The organism is Paenibacillus sp. FSL K6-0276 (genome assembly GCF_037977235.1).
In the GTDB taxonomy this organism is placed as follows: domain Bacteria; phylum Bacillota; class Bacilli; order Paenibacillales; family Paenibacillaceae; genus Paenibacillus_AQ.
This window is the reverse complement of sequence record NZ_CP150276.1, coordinates 176,778-197,439: the sequence shown is the minus strand read 5'-3', so window position 1 is coordinate 197,439 and position 20,662 is coordinate 176,778. Positions and strand designations below refer to the sequence as shown.

Sequence of the window (20,662 nt, the reverse complement as noted above, 5' to 3'; positions counted from 1 at the left end):
TTTTGTTTGAATTTGTTTATCATGTGGGTAATACGGCAAGAGTAAAAATGAATACATTTGAAGAACCAATATCAAGGAGGTTTTCCACGTGAGTTATATTCCTATGGTAGTAGAACAGAGCAACCGCGGTGAGCGCGCTTATGACATCTATTCCCGCCTGCTGAAGGACCGCATCATTTTCCTTGGAACGGAGGTTAATGACGTGGTAGCCAATTCTATCATCGCACAAATGCTGTTCTTGGCTGCCGAAGATCCGGAGAAGGACATTCACCTTTATGTGAATAGCCCCGGCGGTTCCATTACTGCAGGCATGGCTATTTTTGATACAATGCAGTACATTAAACCGGACGTTTCCACCATCTGTGTGGGTATGGCAGCTTCCATGGGAGCTTTCCTACTTAACGCTGGCGCTAAAGGCAAACGCTTCGCGCTGCCTAACAGTGAGATCATGATTCACCAACCTCTGGGTGGTGCTCAAGGTCAAGCAACGGATATCGAAATCCGTGCCCGCCGTATCCTGAAATTGCGTGATAAGTTGAATCGTATTCTTGCAGAACGTACGGGTCAACCGCTAGAACGTATCGAGAAGGATACAGATCGTGATTACTTCATGACTGCTGCAGACGCGGCAACTTACGGTATCGTTGATAAAGTCATCGAGAAGACACTGCCTAGCGGTGTGTAAGCTATAAAACAACAACACAAAGAGGCTGTGCCCTATCCACTTGATGGTTAGAGTACAGCCTCTTTACTTTTCGGACCACTACTACACACAAATCTCAATTAAACCAAACCGCCATAACCAAGCGCATCGAGTTTCTCAGCAATCACACGGTAACCCCGGCCATTAGGATGTAAGTGGTCAATAGATAAAAGCCCTCTCTCGTTTCCTGCAAACTCACTATAAATAGAAGCAAATCCACACACTCGGCTGCTGTACTGCGATGCATAGCGATTAAACTGCCTTACCCACTCTGTCGCACCTACTACCTGAGGATAAGGATTATACAATCCCACAATTCGAATGATAAAAGGTCTGCGCGTTCCCGCCTTCAATTGTATGAGGATACTCATAATTACAGCGAAATTTTGTTTGCATTCCTGCAGTGATCTTCGCAGCTCTGTAGATAAATTTTCAGGGTGTCTAGCTGCAGATTTCGCAGCATGAATTAAATCATTTCCACCAATGGATAGAGTGATAATGTCAGCTGCTCGAATGGCTTCGCGAGTCATAGAACTCCCGCGTAGCCGCTGTTCCAACTCAGAAGTAGTCAATCCATTCACGCCCAAATTCGTAGAGACTACATTAGAACGCAGTCTCCCTTCCGCCATTCTACGGTACACCGGAACAAAACCGTTACCTGGCAGAGCGCCAAATCCAGTCGTCAAGGAATCGCCAATTGCAGTGTATTGATAGCTCATAGCTCTCCCCCGTTCATAAACTAGTTACTCCCTTTAGCATATGAATTAGAGATGACTCTGGTAAGGGGGAGATGTCCAGTGCTAACACCCACGGTTACGATTTCTCTATTTATTTGGTAAACCTACGCCCGATTTACGTACTAATTCTTGTGAGGTATTCATCATCAAAAAAAATTATAGATATTTCTAGAGTAAAGGGCTGAATAAATTCAGCCCCTCCTCATCAAACCGTACGTGAGGTTTTCCCTCATACGGCTTTCCGATGTTCGTCATTCATGGGCGTGCGGATTACAATAGCGTTTTAAGTCCATGTTGTAAGGCGATATATTTAACCTCAGATAATGAACCTATCCATCTTTTGCGTTGTCTCTTCTTTGCATACCACCGTGTTAACCGCCCCAAAATATACCAGTCTAGTTTTGCTAACTTCTTTTGGCTATAGTTCGTGTAGTAATAATTTCTCCATCCTTGAATCTTGGGATTGAGCCATTCTACATGTTCCTCGAACGATCTTGAACGCATGCTCGGCGGTGCCAATCTTTCTTTGACCACCTCACGAATACGTTCCTCTGCCTTCTGTGTTAGCCACTGCTGCGTGGTGTAGTACACCTTACCTTGGGATGTTTCTGCTTTGGTTTTCCGGTGGTGCATGCCTAAGAAATCGAATCCTTCGTTTCCTGTCCACAATCCTACAATGCGAGTTTTGGTCGGGTGTAGGGTCAACTCCAGACGTTCCATAATCGTACGTATAAGCTTATACGCATGTTCTGCGTCCTTTTTGGTTTTGCAAACCACTACAAAGTCGTCTGCATACCTCGTGAGTTCTCCTATTCCTTTTCCGTGTTTCTCCCAGAGTTGGTCGAAGTAATTTAGATAGATATTCGCAAGGAGCGGTGAAATCACTCCTCCTTGCGGTGTCCCTAAATCCGAACGTCTTACCGTTCCTTCTTCCAAAACTCCTGCACTCAGCCACTTTCGTATTATTTTAAGTATCCGCCTGTCATTGATACGCATCTGTACCAATTTCATTAGCTTCTCTTGATTAATATTGTCGAAGTAGCCTTGGATATCGACGTCGACTACCCAATTTCCTTTACGGTTGCAGGCTTTTCGGATTCTATCCAACGCACCTTTAGCACTTCGTTTCGGACGAAATCCGAAGGATACTTCCTCAAAGTCTGCTTCAAAGATGGGCTCAATCACGAGTTTGGTTGCCATCTGTATGACTCGATCGCGTACGGTGGGTATACCCAGTGGCCTTTGCTTCCCGTCTTTCTTCGGGATATAGTGTCTCCGTACAGGTTGTGGATGGTAGTTGCCTTCTTTGAGCTCTCGCTCACATGCCTTGAGAAACGGTGTTTCTCCTTGTTCCTCAATATCTGCTAGCGTCACCGCATCTATTCCTGCGGCACCCTTATTGGCTTTCACTCGTTTCCACGCTTCACACAGTACATCCCACCGATAAATCTTGTCATACAACGCATGGAATTTACGCTTTTTGTTCTCCTTGGCCGCATGACCTAGCTTTTCTTGGAGTTGTTGAACTTTTTCCTTTGGTGTCGTTAGCCCTTTGGCATTCACTCACTCGTACCTCCTCCAAAAGTATAAACAAAGCAGGGCTCCTTCCCTCCCTAAGGTTATGTTGTCCTTAGGTTCTTCGGTACTATGAGCCCCTCGGACTCCCTTCCTGCAGACCATTCACTTCACCTTTTAGGCTTATAGAATGTCTCTTTACGGGTTCTAAAAAAAAAAAAAAAAAAAAAAAAAAATCCGTGCAGGGGAGGGTCTCCCCAGTTCACTGCATTATCTTTCAGCCCATGCCGTTCCCTATACGCCGGAGGATTCTTCACTGTTGACCCAAGTTCTTTACAGCTTCCTTGGCCTTCGTCTATATGCGCGAGACTCGGCAGCCTCTCTTCCCCTTTGCAGGGCCTTTTTGACGACGCGGCAGGATTCACTTCATGTTGCGGCCTGGGTTGTTGCTCGCCCGGTCTCTGACCGGTACTTTTGTCGATGCGCTTTTACACACAGATTTCGCCATGCGTAAGCATCCTAGCTACAAAGGTGGCTTGGCCCCTCCTTTGATTGGACTTTCACCAACTAGATAATGCGTGCCTCTGGGCACGCCACACATAAAAAAAGAGGCGTCCCCCACTATTACTAGTGGAAGATCACCTCTCCTCTCTGCAATCATCTAGTTCTGTTACTATTTCAATTCATACATCACGCTCAGCTGTGTTGTAACTTTAACTACTCCCGGTTGAACGGACGTGCTTGCACCAGCATCTGCTGCAGCCATTTCCATTTTTAGATTCTGTTCAAAATAAACCGGAGTGACATTGCCATCAATTTGGCTGACTGTGATTACTTGACCCAAGCTACGTTTAGCTGCCTTAGCAATAGCTCCTGCTTTAACATCTGCGTTCGCCATCGCCTTTTCAATCACCTGAGCTTCAAAGGCAGAAGTATCTTCCACGGAAAAACGTGCATTTCCGATATTATTTGCCCCCGCCGCAGATGCAGCGTCTAGCAATTCACCAACCTTGGTCAGATCTCTATAAGACACTAACAGTGTATGATTCGCGTTGTATCCTTTCACTTGCTGTCCTTCTTTTTCGCTATAACTATAGTTGGGTTGCACATAGAATTGGGTACTTTGAATATCCTTATCTGCGATTTTCCAAGTCCCTTTCAGTAGTGTAGTGATCTTTTGGATTTTAGCAGCATTTGTTTTTTGCGCTTCTTGCGCGGTTGTAGCCGTAGTATCCACACCGATGGACAAGTATACAATATCCGGCTTGATGGACAATTCACCTTTACCTACTACACTAACGACATTTTTCTGCACATCATCTGCGTAAGCCTTTGCAGGACCTTGGAAGACACCACTCATGCTGATCCCTCCAATTAACAAACTCCCTACGATCAACACTGAACCGATTTTCTTTACCAAACCTTTCATATTAGCCAGCCCCTTTCAATTTTTGTAATTTGTTATTATCCTCTAGACGAGTCTTTTTGGTAAATGTTGCACGGCTAAATCTATTTTTTTGTATTAAAAAAAGCCCCTAGGGGCTTTTTAGTCATGCGATAAAAAGTCATTTCAAAAGATTATTGGTTCTCAAGCTCTTCTTTGCTAACGAGACTCGTCAAAGCGTTTACAGCTTGATCCGCGTCTGCACCATCCGCGCTGATATAGATCTCCGTGCCGGAACTGATCGCTAGGCTCATAATACCCATAATACTTTTGGCGTTTACTTTTTTATCGTCTTTTTCCACGAAAATCTCCGACGAAAACTTGTTAGCTTCTTGCACAAACAATGCTGCCGGTCGAGCGTGTAGCCCTGTCTTCAACCGAACAACTACCGGGTGCTTTGTCATGAAACGCTTACCCCCTAATTGAGATCTCCCCAAAAATTTCACATTAATTTTATATTATTATATCATTATAACGTAAACCACACTAGAAAAAAAGTGACTAGCCGCCTCGAACCTTGTCCGCCAGTTCATCAATCTTACGAAGTCGATGATTTACTCCCGACTTACTGACTGTACCTTTCAGCATTTCACCAACCTCTTTAAGGTTGATATCTGGATGTGCCATTCGAATTTCTGCAACTTCTCGCAGTTTATCCGGTAAGCTCTCCAGTCCCACTTCTCGCTGCAGCAGCTTGATATTCTCAATCTGCCGCACCGCGGCACTTATCGTTTTGTTGAGATTCGCGGTCTCGCAGTTCACGATCCGATTCACGGAATTACGCATATCACGCATAATTCTTACATCCTCAAATTTGAACAACGCTTGGTGCGCCCCGATCAAACTTAAGAATTCGATAATCTTCTCGCCTTCTTTAATGTATAGAATGAACCCTTTTTTACGTTCAATGCAGCGTGCGTTTAGGTGGAATTCACCTGCTAAATCGACTAGCGCTTTACAATGTTCCTCATACATTGAGGAAATCTCCAAATGGTAAGAGGAACCCTCCGGATTATTAACGGATCCACCCGCCAGAAAGGCACCGCGCAAATAAGCACGCTTACAGCAGTTATTCCCAACAATCGCTTCATCAATACCGTCGGTAAAAATAAATCCTTCGGACACAATTCTGAGATCATTTAAGATCTCCTGTACGCGACTAGGGATTCTGACGATATAAACGTTATTTTTCTTCAAACGCATTTTTTTACGCACGAGTAGCTCAATATGGACCTGGTAATATTTCTTAAGTAAAGAATATACCCGCCTTGCAATCGCGGCGTTCTCCGTCGAAATGTCGAGAATAACCTTTTTGCTTGAAAGCTGCACAGATCCATTCATACGGATAAGTGCTGACATTTCCGCCTTCTCACAACAGGGTTCACTCTCCACCATCGTCAGCTCTTTTTTGGTAAGGGCCGCAAAAGACAAGGGTCTCACCTCTTTCTGAAATAAGTACGTCATTCATATATATAAGTTATACCCTAGGGTTTCTATTTATCCAATCTTGCACAAGCTGGTAGATATGATGACTAAGCTTATCGGTATCATGCCTTAAATAAGTTCGGAATAACACTAGCTTATCCGCTATGACTTTGTATCCACTGCCATCCAGTACATCCTTGTCGAGCTGTACCGGGCGTGCACCCTTTTCCGCGTATTTCGTCTGAACCTGCTCTGGAATTACGCCGTCATTAACAATAACATAATCAAATAAATGAATCCCAATATGATCATATACTGCTTGTAGATGGTCATTTACGGTATAATTATCCGTTTCACCAGGCTGAGTCATTACATTGCAGACAAAGATTTTGATTGCATCAGAAGATACAACCGCTTCTGCTAACTTCGGAACAAGTAGGTTCGGAAGAATGCTCGTATATAGACTCCCTGGACCCAAAAGAATCGCATCCGCATTTCGAATCGCTTCCAGGGCTTCAGGCAACGGTTCCACATCAGCAGGTTCCAAAGATACCCGTTTGATGATCCCGCCGGCTTCCGGTATCTTAGACTCGCCCGTGATAATTGTGCCGTCCGACATTTCTGCACGTAACACTACAGCATCCCCTGCAGCGGGCAATACCCGTCCGCGAACAGCGAATAATCGGCTGAGCTCGCGCACAGCTGTGACGAAATCGCCGGATATATCTGTGAGCGCAGCAAGGATTAGATTACCAAGACTATGGCCTGCCAAGCCTTCACCCGTGTTGAAACGATATCTCATAATATCCGCCATCAGCGGTTCCACATCAGCCATAGCCGTTAATACGTTGCGGATATCCCCAGGAGGAGGCATTTGCAGTTCACTGCGCAAAATACCCGAGCTTCCTCCATCATCCGCTACGGTAACTATAGCTGTAATATCTAGCGGCTTTTCTTTTAAGCCGCGAAGCATGACAGATAGCCCCGTACCACCGCCCATAACGACGATACGTGGACGCTGTCTCTGTTCTTCAGCCACTATGGACCCCTTCTCTCATTAGTGCCGATCACGCTCGGAATCCCGATGACTAACGGCTACGGATTCCGTTTCGCTGACGCCCAGCATTTTACCCAAATATTCAGAAATGGCTACTGAACGGTGTTTGCCGCCCGTACAGCCAATGCCGATAATAATCTGGGATTTACCTTCCCTACGATATTGCGGAATTAGAAAATGAAGCATATCGAGCAGTTTGGTCAGGAACACCTGCGTTTCAGGCCACTTCATTACATAGTCATAGACATCGCTGTCCTGACCTGTTTTTGGCCGCAAGTGGTCCACATAATGTGGGTTAGGCAAAAAGCGGACATCGAAGACAAGGTCTGCATCAATAGGAATACCATACTTAAATCCGAACGAAGTAATGTTGACGGAAAGTGTGCTTTTTCCTAAATGCGAGAACCGAGATACAATCTTCTCTTTTAGCTGCACTGGTTTCATACTGCTAGTATCCAGACACAATGTGGCTGAATTCTTTAATTCCTCAAGCATTTTACGTTCCAGCTTGATACCGTCAAGCGGAAGTCCCTTGGGTGCTAAAGGATGATGACGCCGGCTTTCCTTGTAACGCTGCACAAGTACCGAATCCGTAGCATCCAAGAACAAGATTTCACAACCAATGGTTGACTCATCTTTGATATAGGCTAGAGACTCAGACAAAGCAGTGAAGAATTCCCGACCGCGCAGGTCAATCACAAGAGCTACCTTGGCGATCTTACCCTTCGACTGCTCAATCAGTTCTGCAAACTTAGGGATCAGCACCGGCGGCAAATTATCGACACAGAAGAACCCTAGGTCTTCCAGACTCTGTACAGCTATTGTCTTACCCGCACCTGACATTCCGGTAATAATGATCAGGGTGGCTCCAGCCGTTGGAGCATTGTCCAATTCGGTCATTAAAGCGTCCCCTCCCTAAATTAGTATATGAATACTCCCTGTCTTTTAAGAACGAAGCAGAAGGCCTGCAGCACCAACAATACCTGCATCATTCCCAAGCTCAGCAGGAATAATCGAAACACCAGTCTGAAGCGGAGCCGGTGCTAACTTAGCAAACACACGACGAACTTCTTCAAATAGAATATCTCCAGCCTTAGACACACCGCCACCAACGATGAAGACCTCAGGGTTAAGCACAGCCGCAACAGAAGCCATAGATTTACCCAGATAGTATGCTGCACGGTTCACTATGCGAATCGCTACTTCATCGCCAGCCTTAGCCGCATCAAATACTTCCTTCGCAGCAATCTTCTCTACCATTGAGAGGGAAGTACGGTCACCACGCGCTACTGCATCATTAGCCATACGAATAATTCCTGTTGCGGAGGAAACAGTTTCCAAACATCCCATTCTACCACAACCACATTGAATGGCTTCCAGATCTGGCACTACAGTGATATGGCCAAGCTCACCTGCTAGACCCGCAAAACCTTGATAAATCTTTCCATTGATAATGATTCCGCCACCAACACCTGTTCCTAGCGTATAGCAGACACAGTTTTCAATCCCGCGTCCTGCACCACTCCAAGCTTCACCCAGTGCAGCCACGTTCGCATCATTGTCTATTTTGACAGGCTTGTTCCAGCGATCTTCCAAAATGGAGCGAATCGGCACATCTTTAAATCCTATGTTGGGCGCAAGGATGATAATTCCTTCACGAATATTTGTGAACCCTGCTACGCCCGCTCCTACACCTGCAAGCTGATCCCAAGAATACGGGGAATCCTCCACAATTTGGCGAACATACTTCTCGATATTATCGATAACAGTATCGACACCTTCTGCAGTTCCTGTGGGTCCCTCGTAAGTATGCAGTAGAGTTCCCTCAGCATTGCAGATTCCAACTTTAATTGCAGTTCCACCCAAATCCACGCCAACGTAGATATTCTCAGACATGTAACAAGCCACCTTTTTTTATACTAAAATAGTTAATCCTAAGTACCAACTATAATAGAAGCCCCCTCTGTGGTCAAGGAAAGACAACACACCCGGGAATTCCTTATTTTAATACTATACTCTATTATATTCTAAAAAGACCCCCTTACGCCTAAGTAAGAGAGTCTTCTGCCTATATTATTATCTGGAAAATAGCCCAAAACACTCATTTATTCTGACAAAATACGCTTTTGACCCTCCAGCGCACGGATTGGTGCGATATTCTGTGTAAACTCCAGAGTACCCATATACCGGCCTGTCTCGTCTCGGACGGCGAAGTAACGGATATAGATAAATTTATCTTTGATGTTAATCCAAAAGTCTTCAGCGTCTTTACGACCCGCCTTGAAGTCCTCCAGAAGCTTCTCTACCACATGCACACTTTGGGGAGGATGACAGTTCTGTACCGTGCGTCCGATCACTGCTTTAGTTCGCGCAAAGATACGTTCCTTCCCGTGTGAAAAATATCGGACGACATCATTCTCATCAATAAATGTCAGATCTACTGGCAGATGATTTAGTACTGTCTCCAGCTGATGCAGTGACAACAGCCCTGTCTCAAAACGGATGAACCCTTCTTGCGGGGCGTCCCCAACTGCTTCCCCCTGTTCTACGGCGCCTTCCGGCTCTGTGGCACGCTCGGGTACCCACTCCTGCTCTGGCGCGGTTAGACAGAACCCTATCTCATCGCTTTCCCGTGCGATTTTGACCCATTCATCTTCTGTCAGCTTGTCGAGTGCCATAGGCAGTAGAATGTTCTCTTCTTTAAATATCATTTCATTAACTTCCTTGATGATCTCCGTAAGTTGTATCCCAATTTCTGATACGTTTCCGTTATAAGTGCTGAGCGCTACTTTAGCCTCTTTAATCATACGGCGGATATTATCATCGACTCCCCACATGACCTTGGTTGGACCATAAATGCCGTATTTTTCTAGGTACGGGAACAACAGATTTTCTTTTCGACTGTAGTGCTTATCTAGATCCAGCAGCAAACTAAGATCCTCCAGTAGCTTGAAGACCATATCCTCGCTGTCATTCTTCTGGAATTTGGCAGCATGCAAATCTAAACGGAAGTTCACAAGTCTTTCAATCTCACGGTTTTCTAGCTTGAAGGTGTGTACTGGATGCCCTGGCTGCTCCTCAGGCTTAGAGGAACGGTAAATTTGCTCTATAGAACCTTTAAAGATGGCCGTATGCACCGAACAAAGTCGCTGTACCTCGGATACCGGAATTCCCTCTTCGGTCATTAATGAATGCTCCATCGCAGAAATTTCCGCTACGGTAACATCGCCTACAGCTTCCTCGAAACGCGCCTTAACCTCTTCAACGCTTTTACCTGCATGCAGTTCTTTAATAATCTCCTTGAGCATGGCTTGGCGACGAGTCTGCTCCGGTGCATCAAACTCGCGGTTATTTATCAGTTCACTCATTATTGATCTCTCCTTAATGAAATTTGGTCATCATTTCCTTTATTTCATAATCTCGAAGCCATGTTGTTCAAATGCTAGCTTCACGGTGTCGAGATCCATTTTCTTCAACTTGATTCCTTTAGATAAGGTCATGAAACGGCCAGCCGTCTGCAGCATGCCAGGCTTAGCGATATCCTTAAAGCCCAGCTCTACCATAATCTCAATGACCTCCGGATGCCGTGATACCATATCGAATATGGACTCATCCATTCGCAGCATTTTTTCCATTGGACTCTTCTCCTTTTATGTGAGAACTATTCTCAACAACAGATTAGCACAGGCCGTACAGGGCGATAGTGATTGCAATCACTAAATCAGAAGAAAGCAATTGTCGTTCTTTTAAAGAGGAAGTATGTATAGTGTGAAATAAAAAAACGGCCCCCTACGCTAAAAAGCATAAGGGACAGCCTGATTCGCAATAAATCATTTATTATAGTGTTACTCCTGTTTTGAATATAGAAATCTCGCGGAAGTTATTCTTCTCATTATTAACCCATTCGCCGCTGGCCACATCAATAATGTAATTAATGAAGCTGCGCAGAACCTCATCTGGAGAGCCGTCTTCTACCAACACCCCTGCGTTAAAATCGATCCAGTGACGCTTACCTTCATACAAAGGCGTGTTCGTCGATACCTTCATCGTTGGCACAAATGTACCAAATGGTGTTCCCCGCCCGGTAGTGAAGATCACCAACTGGCAGCCAGCAGCAGCAAGTGCAGAGGAAGCCACAAGATCGTTACCTGGCGCATTAAGGAGATTAAGTCCCTTGTTAGTGATAAGCTCCCCATACTTGAGCACATCCATGACCGTAGAGTTACCGGATTTCTGCGTGCAGCCCAGTGATTTATCCTCGAGTGTAGTAATTCCACCGGCTTTATTCCCTGGAGAAGGATTTTCATATACCGGCTGCTTATAGTCCATAAAATACTGCTTGAAGTCGTTGATGAGATCAACAATTTTGTGGAATATGACTTCGTCCGCAGCACGTTCCATCAGAATTTTTTCGGCACCAAACATTTCAGGAACTTCAGTCAGTACGGTTGTACCACCTTGAGCAGCCATAAAATCAGACAGACGTCCAAGCAGTGGATTAGCAGTAATCCCGGACAGGCCATCCGAACCTCCACATTTCAGACCGATCTTGAGCTCAGAGAGTGCCACTTCTTCCCGATGATCACCCTGTACGTTATTGAAGATTTCCTTCAGCAGCTTCACGCCTTCTTCTATCTCATTCCCAACCTCTTGAGAGACTAGGAACCGCACACGATCCTCATCATAGCTGCCAAGCATGTCTTTAAAAATATGCAAGTTGTTATTCTCACAACCAAGTCCGAGCACAAGTACGCCACCCGCATTCGGATGTTTAACCGCGTTAGCCAGTATTGTACGAGTATTGTCATGATCATCGCCCAGTTGGGAGCAACCATAGTTGTGCTTAAGCACCAGCACGTTATCGAACGGAGCAATATCCCCAACCTCTACCTTAAAAATATTGATGATCTGCTCCGCCACTCCATTTACACAACCAACTGTAGGAACGATCCACAGCTCGTTACGGATACCTACAGATCCGTCAAAACGTCTGTACCCTTTAAAGGTCAAATTCTCCATGGTAAAAGGATTCGGCGTCAGTTTCTGCTCAAAGGTATATTCCTCAACCCCTGTTAAGTTGGTTTTCGTATTATGCGTATGCACCCACTGGCCCGGCGCGATAGGCGCTTTGGCATGACCGATGGGATAACCATATTTCAATACGTTCTCACCTTCGCTAATACTGGTTAGTGCAATTTTATGACCTCTAGCAACATCCTCAGTAATGGCAATCTCTTTGGAACCAATCACGATGGTATCGCCTGCTTTATAGTCCTTCAGTGCAACTGCTACATTATCGGCATCGTTAATCTGCAGTACCTCTTTCATGGTTTTGATCATATCGTTATCCACCTCCATTATATTAGTTGTGCGCAGGTTTCTTCACGAACGCTTTCAACGCTTGCTTCATACCTGTTCTCTCAATCGCAATCAAGCCTTGTGCCACCTTGTCGGTAAGTCCAGCCACTTCATTCAGGTCAATGCCCCAGCGGTTTGTTGCTGCCAGTACCTGAGCGGTCAGTGCACGCAGCCCTGTGTCTGTACCATCCCATCCTCCCCACAAGGAAGCGAACCATTCCAAAATATCCGCATCATCCGCAAGCTGAATCTCTTCTTCCCCTCTACGTCCTTTATAGAAGGCAATTAATGCGCTCAATGAGAAGATGAGCTTTTCAGGCAATTGTCCTTGCGACTCCACAAATTGTAGTAAAGAAGGTAGATCTCTTGTCTTAAATTTCGATATAGAGTTAAGAGAGATGCTCATCACGTAATGCTGTACATAAGGGTTCAGGAACCGTTCCAATACCGCATCTGCAAAAGAGTTCAATTCCTCTACCGGCAGATCCAGCGTCGGAATAATCTCTTCATAGATTAAGGACTTCACGTACGCTCCAACCTCTTTGTGCTCAATCGCCTCCGAGACCGTATCAATACCGTATAAATAAGCTACTGGGGTCAATGCTGTATGTGCCCCATTTAGAATTCTCACTTTACGCGTCCGGTAAGGCGTCATATCATCCACCACCAGCACATTAAGTCCTGCTAGTTGAGCTGGGAACTCCTCTTTAATCCACTGTGGTCCTTCAATCACCCAAAGATGGAACTGCTCGCCGACAACGACCAACTTATCCTCATAGCCAAGTTCTTCCGTAATCTCAGCAATGGTGTCTCTTGGATATCCGGGAACGATGCGATCCACCAGACTGCAGCAGAAGGTATTGGCTTCATTCAGCCATTCAACAAAGCCCTCTCCGAGATTCCACAGGTCAGCATATTTCAAAATAACCTTCTTAAGCTCATCACCATTTCGGTCAATCAGCTCGCACGGAATTATGATAAAACCTTTAGAAAAATCACCATTAAAAAATTCAAAACGTTTATACAATAAGGCCGTCAGCTTACCCGGAAAACTACTCTGTGGAGCATCGGTTAACTTATCGCCGACTTCAAAAGCAATTCCTGCCTCAGTGGTGTTGGACACTATAAATCGCAGCTCTGGATTCTCGGCAAGCTTCATATACTCCTCATGCTGAGCAAATGGATTAAGCGTTCGTGTAATGCAGTTGATGACCTCGTGTTCTTTTACCGCTACTCCATCTTTGATCCCTTGGAGATAAAGCGTATATAGACCATCCTGAGCATTTAGCATTTCTGCAAGTCCGTTGCCCAGCGGTTGTACAACCACCACTCCACCATTGAAATCCGTTTTTTGATTCATGGTATGAATCTGCCAATCTACAAACGCGCGCATGAAATTGCCTTCACCAAATTGCAGAACCTTCTCGGGATATTGCTTGTAAGCTTTCCAACTATCGCTATTCAATCTTTCCATGTTAACGCCTCCTATTTTATAAATGCACACGATAAACTAATTAATATATCCATATAAAATAGTGTTATATTATGGTTTTATTATATTTGTGCACACGTGAAAATTTTTATTTAAAAACCTTCACAAATTGTAAAGGATTTAGCCACTGTATGTGGACTATTACTATTTTTGCAACTTCCTAACCGATTCTCTCGCAATGAATTCCGTTTTGATCGAGATCGGTCCATCTTTTTCCGTAGGTTCCTTAATCAAGCTTAACAACTGACGAGCGCCTTGCTCGCTAATCTTCTCAATGGGACGCTTGACTGTGGTGAGCGAAGGATTCGCAAAGAGTGAGAAACCTATATCGTCAAAACCCACAATGGAGATGTCATACGGTACCTGTAACCCTCGTTCGAATACGCTTTTCATAGCCCCGATAGCCATATCATCGTTGGAACAAAATACTGCCGTCGGTGGTTTCTCTAAATCCAGCAACTTGCCCATCGCCTCATATCCGCTTTGCATATCGTAATTACCACTTCTCATATAGTCGTTACGCACAGGGATATTATGGTCAATCAAAGCTTTTATAAAACCGTCTCTGCGTTCCTGCGTGGATTTAAAGCCCTCGACGCCTTCAATGATCGCAATGTCTTGATGCCCGCATTCAATCAAGTGTTTGCCTGCATCATAAGCGCCTTCACGGTCATTCGAGATGATGTTGATAATGGAGCGATCATCTATCTGCCGGTTCAGCACAACGATTGGAATGCCTTGCTGTACTACATGGTAAATGAATTTATTATCTGCTTCGCTTTGACTCATTAGAATAATTCCATCAAAGCGTTTACGATGAATAGAGGAGTATTCCACATAATCGTCAATCCCACGGATGAACAGATTATATTCCACATCTATTACGCTATTCACACCACGAATCGTATCAGAGAAGAAACCTGACGTTGTGCCCTTGGCAATACTCGTGAAGAACAGACCGATGGTATAAGATCGCTGCATCACAAGGCTTTTGGCATTGTAATTGGGGACGTAACCCACTTGCGCAGCGATCTCTGCAATTCTTTTACGTGTGACCTCTTTAATTAGCGGACTATTGTTAAGTGCTCTCGATACAGTTGTATGCGATACATTCGCCAATTTGGCGATATCCTTGATTGTAGGTGCCATGGGTCAACCTTCCTTATCAAACGGGTTTGGCTCTTCCATGTAAGGATATCATAACGATTACTTAGTCACCAATGCCTGTTTCGAGAAATTAAAATAATGATCAGCGTTATTGTAACAGATATTCTTGATCATGCCGCCTAGTAGATTCAGATCATCAGGAGCTTCTCCGCTCTCTACCCAAGAACCAACAAGATCGCACAGGATTCTTCTAAAGTATTCATGTCTGGTATACGATAAAAAGCTTCTGGAGTCGGTTAACATTCCGACAAATTGGCTGAGTACGCCGAGATTAGCGAGCGTCTTCATCTGTTCCAGCATGCCGTCCTTATTATCGTTGAACCACCATGCGGTTCCGAATTGAATTTTCCCTGGAATACCGCCCCCTTGGAAGCAGCCCATTAAGCCGGCAATGACATGATTATCATTAGGATTGAGTGAGTACAAAATGGTCTTAGGCAGCGCGTTCTCACGATCCAGCGCATCTAGCAAACCTGACAGAGGCTTAGCAATCACACCGTCATTAATGGAATCATAGCCGGTGTCAGGACCTAGACGTCCCAACATTACGCTGTTATTATTGCGTAGGGCATGGATATGAAATTGCATCGCCCAATCCAGCTCATTGTACAATTTGCCAAGGAACACAAGTGTGAACCCTTTATATTTCTTTTCCTCACTCTCACTTACGGCGCCTTCACGAAGCGCTTTGGCGAATATCGCTGTAGCTTCTTCTAAGGTAGTCGGCTCAAACATTACTGCATCCAAAGCATGATCGGATACACGTCCAGCTCTGGCATGAAAGTATCTCACCCTGCTCTCCAGCGCTTCAAGAAACTGTCCGTAATTTTCAACAGCCATTCCCGAAATCTCGCTAAGCTGAGCTACCCAAGGTTTGAAGATAGGACGATTGATCTCAAGGGCTTTATCCGGACGGAATCCAGGAACTACACTGGCTTCGAACCCACTCAGATTACTGATTTTTTCATGATATTCCAAACTATCTATAGGATCGTCAGTAGTGCATACAACTGTCACCTTCGATTTAATGATTAGATCTCTTGCTCCATATCCTTCACCTTGAAGCTGTCTATTCACTTCATCCCAAATCTTCGGTGCGTTAGCCTCATTAAGCAGCTCATATACACCGAAGAAGCGCTGCAATTCTAGATGCGTCCAATGATAGAGTGGATTACCGATAATCATAGGAACTGTTCTAGCCCATGCCAAAAACTTATCATAGTCACTGGCGTCCCCGGTAATGAACTTCTCATCTACACCATTTGCCCGCATCACTCTCCATTTGTAATGGTCGCCATACAGCCAAGCTTCGGTAATATTGTTGAACGTCTTGTTCTCGTAAATTTCTTTTGGGCTGAGGTGGCAATGATAGTCGATAATCGGCATGTCTTTCGCATAGTTATGAAACAGCTGAATCGCGGTCTCACTCGACAACAAGAAGTTCTCATCCATGAATTTTCTGCTCATGAGGTTTGCTGCTCTCCTTTAAGATCAAAATGGGAGTTACGCTTAGTTTAACGTGAACATTTAATTGGTTACGATACTTCTACTTAATTACTGTTATAAACTTCAACTGAAAATGTGGAATACAGAGGATGACAATTGTTCACGTTAACATTATATCCTTATTGTAAACGTATTTCTAAAATGCGCAAGTCCTTTTCGAAGCACTTTGTTACAGTTATTTTAACATCACTTAGCTTCCTGTCACAAAAAAACAGGCAACCCTTTAAGATAAGGATCGCCTGCTTGAAATCATTCCGATTTAATTTAGGAAGAAATTAACTACCCAGTGTTTCGCTCCAGTCATGCACCATTGTGCCTTCAAGATATTTCTCAGCGTCCATTGCTGCCATACAGCCGGTGCCTGCTGCAGAAATCGCTTGACGGTAACGGGTATCCTGTACGTCGCCACATGCGAATACGCCCGGTATGTTCGTTTCAGTAGTTCCTGGATTCACCACGATATAACCGTTAGTATCCGTCGTAATCTGGCCGCCCAAGAATCCGGTATTCGGCGTATGTCCGATAGCGACAAACACTCCGTCCGCTTCAATGAGTTCTTCAAGCCCCGTCTCATTGTTGCGAACCGTTAGCCCTTTAACACCAGACTCATCCGTTGTAACCTCAAGCGGTGTACGATTAAGTGCCCACGCTACCTTACTGTTGTCACGTGCGCGATCCTGCATGATCTTCGAAGCTCTGAGCTCATCACGACGGTGAACCACGGTTACGCTGGAAGCGAATCTTGTTAAGAAGCTGGCTTCCTCCATCGCGGAGTCTCCTCCACCAACCACGATAATCTTCTTGTTCCGGAAAAAGAAGCCATCACAAGTAGCACAAGTGCTGACCCCACGGCCCACATTCTCTTGCTCTCCTGGTATTCCTAAATATCTGGCAGAAGCACCGGTAGAGATAATCACCGACTCTGCCTCTAATACACCCAAACCATCTACTGTCACTTTAAATGGACGCTGTGAAAAATCCACTGAATCCACCCAACCATTCTTGAATTCAGCACCAAAACGTTCAGCCTGCTTCCGCATGTTGTCCATTAAATCTGGGCCGAGAATCCCTTCAGGAAAGCCTGGAAAGTTCTCCACTTCCGTTGTCGTTGTCAGTTGTCCACCTGGCTGCATACCTTCAATTACAAGTGGGTTAAGGTTGGCACGGGCCAAATAAATAGCAGCAGTAAGCCCGGCCGGGCCTGTTCCGATTACAATCGTTTTGTACATAACAGTGGCCTCCTCACAATAGGGTTTATTTCAAGCATAAACGCCTTCGTCGTCCTTATAAGGACGATAAGCATTTAAGCGAGAAATACTGCATCAAGAATTTAGATATTTTCGGTAAACGGGGGAAGACTGTCGCTCACACTTCCCTGAAAACTGCATTCATCATCGATACGCCGAGCATAACGACTGACCATCGACACGGAAACGTCGTAGCGCTGAGCTACCTCACGGTAGGTGACTGGAAGGTTATGCATTTTTGCAATCAGATATTCTAAGGCAGCACACCAACCTTCCGTTTGACGGATAAAAGGTACATCTGGATATATGCTACTTACGAATTGCTTCCAAAGTAATTCAGCATCTTTTTTCTGGACGGCATCAAATCTCCGGTCCATCATACTTACCGTCTGGTCGATGACTTTTTGCCAATCTTCTCTCCATTCTGGCAATCCCTTCAGACGCGCAGTAGAAGTTTCTTTGGCTTCCTGAAGCACATTTTCCTCCGGAATACTACCAATCAGTCGTTGCAGACTGAGAAGCGCAGCTTCTTGAAGCTTTTCTTCCTGCAATGGCTGTTGCTTCAGAAGTCCTTGTAGAATCTCGGACATTTCTTCATCTTCGATCCACCGCAGAGCTTCAGTAACCTGAAGCTTCGTATTGGCATCACCGTAGCGGAGTGCCCAGAAGAAGGAAGATCGAAGTAGCGGATTGTTCCGCACCTCTTCGGCAAAGCTGCCTTTATTGTCCTTCCACAGCTTCAGCTGCTCTTGAAATGGGAGCTGATAGTTGTAGCTGACTGGAGACAGCGCTTTGCCTTCTCCCTGCGCTTGCTGTAGCTGGGCCAGAAAAAATCTCGGCACAGCCGATTCCGGATCCAGCTTGGCAGCTTTTTGCCAGCAACGCTGAGCTTCTGCATACAGACCGCTATTGCTTGCTGCTGCCGCACAGTAATGGTACAAACTGGCGTCACCGCCGACTTCCTCATCCTTAAGCAAGCGCCGAAAATGACCATATGCGGTTCTATGCCGTCCCAGAATCCCCATGGTAGTGGCCATTTTGAACAAATGCTCCTGGTGAAAAGGAATGGTCGTCTCTAGCAGACGTAACAATCCAGCTAGTTGCCCGCGGTCACCTTCATACTGCAGAAAGATCGCCAAGTTACAAAGTGCATGCAAATTCCCAGAGTCCTGATCAAGCACCCGTATAATGCATTCTTTGGCTTTGGTAAAACGACCCATATAGAAATACGCAAGGGCTAGGTTGTTATGCGCCGCCAAGAAGTCTGGCGTATTGCTCACAATCTCTTCAAGCAAAGTAACGGCTTGTGTAAACTTGCCTTCTTCCAACAGCGCTCGGGCCCGCTCATGCTCTATTACCCCTTCCCGGCTTCTAATCCGGATAAGCGGTGCAGGACGATCCAGCTCATATTGCAGAAGTTCCATCAATTCTTCCGATTCGACCAGAAATTCACCGTTCACATCTTCTTCGAGATAAGTAACGAGTGAGCGTTCTGCCTCCTCATAGCTTTCCATATTGGCGAAGTTGTTAGCCATATAGAAATAACATTCCGTCATTCCAGGATCAATATTCTCCAGTACATGGGTCAAAATGTCGTTAGACGCCTCATAATTCCCCATCTCTGATAAAACACCTGCTACGTTGCAATGATTTACCGGGTTCTCCGGTTCGTACTCTACAGCTTTGCGAAAATTCTTTAATGCCTTATCATATTGAAAGCGATCCAAGGACCGAACGGCTCTTTCAAAGAAAAAATTGGCATTCAGAGTGACAGGAATAACATTACCATTCTCCACATCATACTCTGAAGTTCTCTCCATCATGGAAGCAAGGCACCCCCTTATAAGAAGCTTCCTTTATACTAACGAAAAAATAGGAGGACGGCGCCCAATGGGGTATACCGGAGCTCCAAACTTAATCGCTATTCCGTTCCCTTTATGGGTGCGGCTATCTTCACACAGTATACCACATGTGACAGCGAGATTCTCAAGTTGAGAAAGACTCTACCACTCCATAAACAGCAACTTTTTCACGCAAAAAATAAAAAAAGACGGGGAATTAAATTCCCGCGTCTCTGAAAAGTTTATCGATCGAACCGCCCTCAAGAATAATGCGCGTAGCTTGCGCAAGCATCGGTGCAACCGATAAGACCTTAAACCGACTCGAATGATCATCTGGCAGCGCGATAGAATCGGTAATGACCACTTCCTGAACAGAGGGATGGTCCAGCCGCTGCAGCGCAGGTCCTGAGAACAATCCATGCGTTGCGCAGACGATACTGTCCTTCGCACCTCTCTCTTTCAGACCTTCAACCACATTCACAATAGTAGTCCCTGTATCAATCAGATCCTCAATGATAATCGGTGTACGTCCCTCAACATCGCCAATGACATGAGTGATTACCGATTCATTATGGGCTGGACGCTTCTTAATCATAATGGCAAAAGGTGAATCCAGCTTATTCGCCAGTTTCTCAGCCATAGACGCGCGTCCTGCATCAGGGGAGACAATCACTAGATCAGACATTGCCTTCGATTTCAAATGACTACTGATCAAATCAAGTGCAGTTAGATGATCCACTGGAATATTGAAGAATCCTTGAATCGCCGCTGCATGCAAGTCGATGGTGATCACACGGGTTGCGCCCGCGGTCGTAAGTACATCAGCTACCATCTTAGCCGAGATCGGTTCACGAGGTGCGGACTTGCGTTCCTGCCGAGCGTATCCATAATACGGCACAATAATGTTAACTGTACGCGCCGATGCCCGTTTGGCAGCATCTATCATCACGAGCAGTTCCACGAACATCTCATTAATGGGATGGGATAGGGATTGCACCAAAAATACGTCGCAGTTCCGGATGCTCTCTTCGTAATGCACGTAAATCTCGCCGCTCATGAAACGGGTCAACTTAATCTGCCCCAATTCAACACCAAGTCGCTCTGCAATATCTGCCGCTAGCTTTGGATTCGACGAACCGGAAAAAATACGTAATTGTTGATGATGCATAA

At 45.3% G+C, this 20,662-nt stretch carries 18 protein-coding genes; 1 reads left to right on the top strand and 17 read right to left on the bottom strand.

Annotation, left to right across the window (positions count from 1 at the left end):
* Positions 1 to 88 precede the first annotated feature (88 nt).
* Positions 89 to 685: an ATP-dependent Clp endopeptidase proteolytic subunit ClpP gene (gene clpP, locus MHH52_RS00960; protein WP_060626469.1), complete on the top strand. Its 597-nt coding sequence runs from the start codon at positions 89 to 91 to the stop codon at positions 683 to 685.
* A gap of 98 nt (positions 686 to 783) precedes the next feature.
* Here the strand turns inward: clpP and MHH52_RS00955 are convergent, their stop codons facing one another.
* From MHH52_RS00955 to MHH52_RS00875, 17 genes are all read right to left on the bottom strand, one after another.
* The gene (locus tag MHH52_RS00955; protein ID WP_340006067.1) at positions 784 to 1,422 is read right to left on the bottom strand and encodes a GDSL-type esterase/lipase family protein; all 639 of its coding nucleotides are present in this window, start codon (positions 1,420 to 1,422) and stop codon (positions 784 to 786) included.
* 288 nt (positions 1,423 to 1,710) lie between these two features.
* A complete protein-coding gene (gene ltrA / locus MHH52_RS00950) occupies positions 1,711 to 3,003 on the bottom strand; it encodes a group II intron reverse transcriptase/maturase (RefSeq protein ID WP_340006065.1) in 1,293 nt (430 codons plus the stop codon).
* A 625-nt stretch (positions 3,004 to 3,628) separates the two neighbouring features.
* On the bottom strand, positions 3,629 to 4,384 hold the full coding sequence (locus MHH52_RS00945) for an SIMPL domain-containing protein (RefSeq protein ID WP_340006063.1): 756 nt from the start codon (positions 4,382 to 4,384) through the stop codon (positions 3,629 to 3,631).
* Positions 4,385 to 4,533: 149 nt separating this feature from the next.
* Positions 4,534 to 4,803 carry an HPr family phosphocarrier protein gene (locus MHH52_RS00940; RefSeq protein ID WP_036687106.1) on the bottom strand — a complete coding sequence of 90 codons (270 nt, stop codon included), beginning with the start codon at positions 4,801 to 4,803 and terminating at the stop codon, positions 4,534 to 4,536.
* Between the two features lie 97 nt (positions 4,804 to 4,900).
* On the bottom strand, positions 4,901 to 5,830 hold the full coding sequence (gene whiA, locus MHH52_RS00935) for a DNA-binding protein WhiA (RefSeq protein WP_340006061.1): 930 nt from the start codon (positions 5,828 to 5,830) through the stop codon (positions 4,901 to 4,903).
* 46 nt (positions 5,831 to 5,876) lie between these two features.
* Positions 5,877 to 6,824, bottom strand: coding sequence for a YvcK family protein (locus MHH52_RS00930; RefSeq protein WP_313639154.1), 948 nt, complete (start codon positions 6,822 to 6,824; stop codon positions 5,877 to 5,879).
* A gap of 57 nt (positions 6,825 to 6,881) precedes the next feature.
* On the bottom strand, positions 6,882 to 7,781 hold the full coding sequence (rapZ, locus tag MHH52_RS00925; RefSeq protein WP_340006060.1) for an RNase adapter RapZ: 900 nt from the start codon (positions 7,779 to 7,781) through the stop codon (positions 6,882 to 6,884).
* A 45-nt stretch (positions 7,782 to 7,826) separates the two neighbouring features.
* The gene (locus tag MHH52_RS00920) at positions 7,827 to 8,777 is read right to left on the bottom strand and encodes an ROK family glucokinase (protein WP_340006059.1); all 951 of its coding nucleotides are present in this window, start codon (positions 8,775 to 8,777) and stop codon (positions 7,827 to 7,829) included.
* 209 nt (positions 8,778 to 8,986) lie between these two features.
* Positions 8,987 to 10,249 (bottom strand): DUF438 domain-containing protein, encoded by a 1,263-nt coding sequence (locus MHH52_RS00915; RefSeq protein ID WP_340006058.1) that lies wholly within the window; start codon positions 10,247 to 10,249, stop codon positions 8,987 to 8,989.
* Between the two features lie 39 nt (positions 10,250 to 10,288).
* On the bottom strand, positions 10,289 to 10,516 hold the full coding sequence (locus MHH52_RS00910; RefSeq protein WP_313639127.1) for a DUF1858 domain-containing protein: 228 nt from the start codon (positions 10,514 to 10,516) through the stop codon (positions 10,289 to 10,291).
* A 202-nt stretch (positions 10,517 to 10,718) separates the two neighbouring features.
* Positions 10,719 to 12,209, bottom strand: a complete 1,491-nt coding sequence (locus MHH52_RS00905; protein ID WP_340009434.1) for an altronate dehydratase family protein — start codon at positions 12,207 to 12,209, stop codon at positions 10,719 to 10,721.
* Between the two features lie 34 nt (positions 12,210 to 12,243).
* Entirely contained in the window at positions 12,244 to 13,713 is a 1,470-nt protein-coding gene (locus tag MHH52_RS00900) for a tagaturonate reductase (protein WP_340006056.1), read from the bottom strand.
* Positions 13,714 to 13,875: 162 nt separating this feature from the next.
* Positions 13,876 to 14,880 (bottom strand): LacI family DNA-binding transcriptional regulator, encoded by a 1,005-nt coding sequence (locus MHH52_RS00895; protein ID WP_340006054.1) that lies wholly within the window; start codon positions 14,878 to 14,880, stop codon positions 13,876 to 13,878.
* Between the two features lie 57 nt (positions 14,881 to 14,937).
* Positions 14,938 to 16,365 (bottom strand): glucuronate isomerase, encoded by a 1,428-nt coding sequence (uxaC, locus tag MHH52_RS00890; protein WP_340006052.1) that lies wholly within the window; start codon positions 16,363 to 16,365, stop codon positions 14,938 to 14,940.
* Between the two features lie 314 nt (positions 16,366 to 16,679).
* A complete protein-coding gene (trxB, locus tag MHH52_RS00885; RefSeq protein ID WP_313639133.1) occupies positions 16,680 to 17,633 on the bottom strand; it encodes a thioredoxin-disulfide reductase in 954 nt (317 codons plus the stop codon).
* A gap of 101 nt (positions 17,634 to 17,734) precedes the next feature.
* Entirely contained in the window at positions 17,735 to 19,474 is a 1,740-nt protein-coding gene (locus MHH52_RS00880) for a tetratricopeptide repeat protein (RefSeq protein ID WP_340006050.1), read from the bottom strand.
* 235 nt (positions 19,475 to 19,709) lie between these two features.
* Positions 19,710 to 20,660 (bottom strand): ribose-phosphate pyrophosphokinase, encoded by a 951-nt coding sequence (locus MHH52_RS00875; RefSeq protein ID WP_340006049.1) that lies wholly within the window; start codon positions 20,658 to 20,660, stop codon positions 19,710 to 19,712.
* Positions 20,661 to 20,662: the final 2 nt, after the last annotated feature.

Coding starts and splice junctions, on each gene's coding strand:
- MHH52_RS00955 (WP_340006067.1), bottom strand. CDS start 1,422: ATGAGCTATCAATACACTGCAATTGGCGATTCCTTGACGACTGGATTT.
- MHH52_RS00945 (WP_340006063.1), bottom strand. CDS start 4,384: ATGAAAGGTTTGGTAAAGAAAATCGGTTCAGTGTTGATCGTAGGGAGT.
- MHH52_RS00940 (WP_036687106.1), bottom strand. CDS start 4,803: ATGACAAAGCACCCGGTAGTTGTTCGGTTGAAGACAGGGCTACACGCT.
- MHH52_RS00930 (WP_313639154.1), bottom strand. CDS start 6,824: ATGGGCGGTGGTACGGGGCTATCTGTCATGCTTCGCGGCTTAAAAGAA.
- rapZ (WP_340006060.1), bottom strand. CDS start 7,781: ATGACCGAATTGGACAATGCTCCAACGGCTGGAGCCACCCTGATCATT.
- MHH52_RS00920 (WP_340006059.1), bottom strand. CDS start 8,777: ATGTCTGAGAATATCTACGTTGGCGTGGATTTGGGTGGAACTGCAATT.
- MHH52_RS00915 (WP_340006058.1), bottom strand. CDS start 10,249: ATGAGTGAACTGATAAATAACCGCGAGTTTGATGCACCGGAGCAGACT.
- MHH52_RS00910 (WP_313639127.1), bottom strand. CDS start 10,516: ATGGAAAAAATGCTGCGAATGGATGAGTCCATATTCGATATGGTATCA.
- MHH52_RS00905 (WP_340009434.1), bottom strand. CDS start 12,209: ATGAAAGAGGTACTGCAGATTAACGATGCCGATAATGTAGCAGTTGCA.
- MHH52_RS00900 (WP_340006056.1), bottom strand. CDS start 13,713: ATGGAAAGATTGAATAGCGATAGTTGGAAAGCTTACAAGCAATATCCC.
- MHH52_RS00895 (WP_340006054.1), bottom strand. CDS start 14,880: ATGGCACCTACAATCAAGGATATCGCCAAATTGGCGAATGTATCGCAT.
- uxaC (WP_340006052.1), bottom strand. CDS start 16,365: ATGAGCAGAAAATTCATGGATGAGAACTTCTTGTTGTCGAGTGAGACC.
- trxB (WP_313639133.1), bottom strand. CDS start 17,633: ATGTACAAAACGATTGTAATCGGAACAGGCCCGGCCGGGCTTACTGCT.
- MHH52_RS00880 (WP_340006050.1), bottom strand. CDS start 19,474: ATGATGGAGAGAACTTCAGAGTATGATGTGGAGAATGGTAATGTTATT.
- MHH52_RS00875 (WP_340006049.1), bottom strand. CDS start 20,660: ATGCATCATCAACAATTACGTATTTTTTCCGGTTCGTCGAATCCAAAG.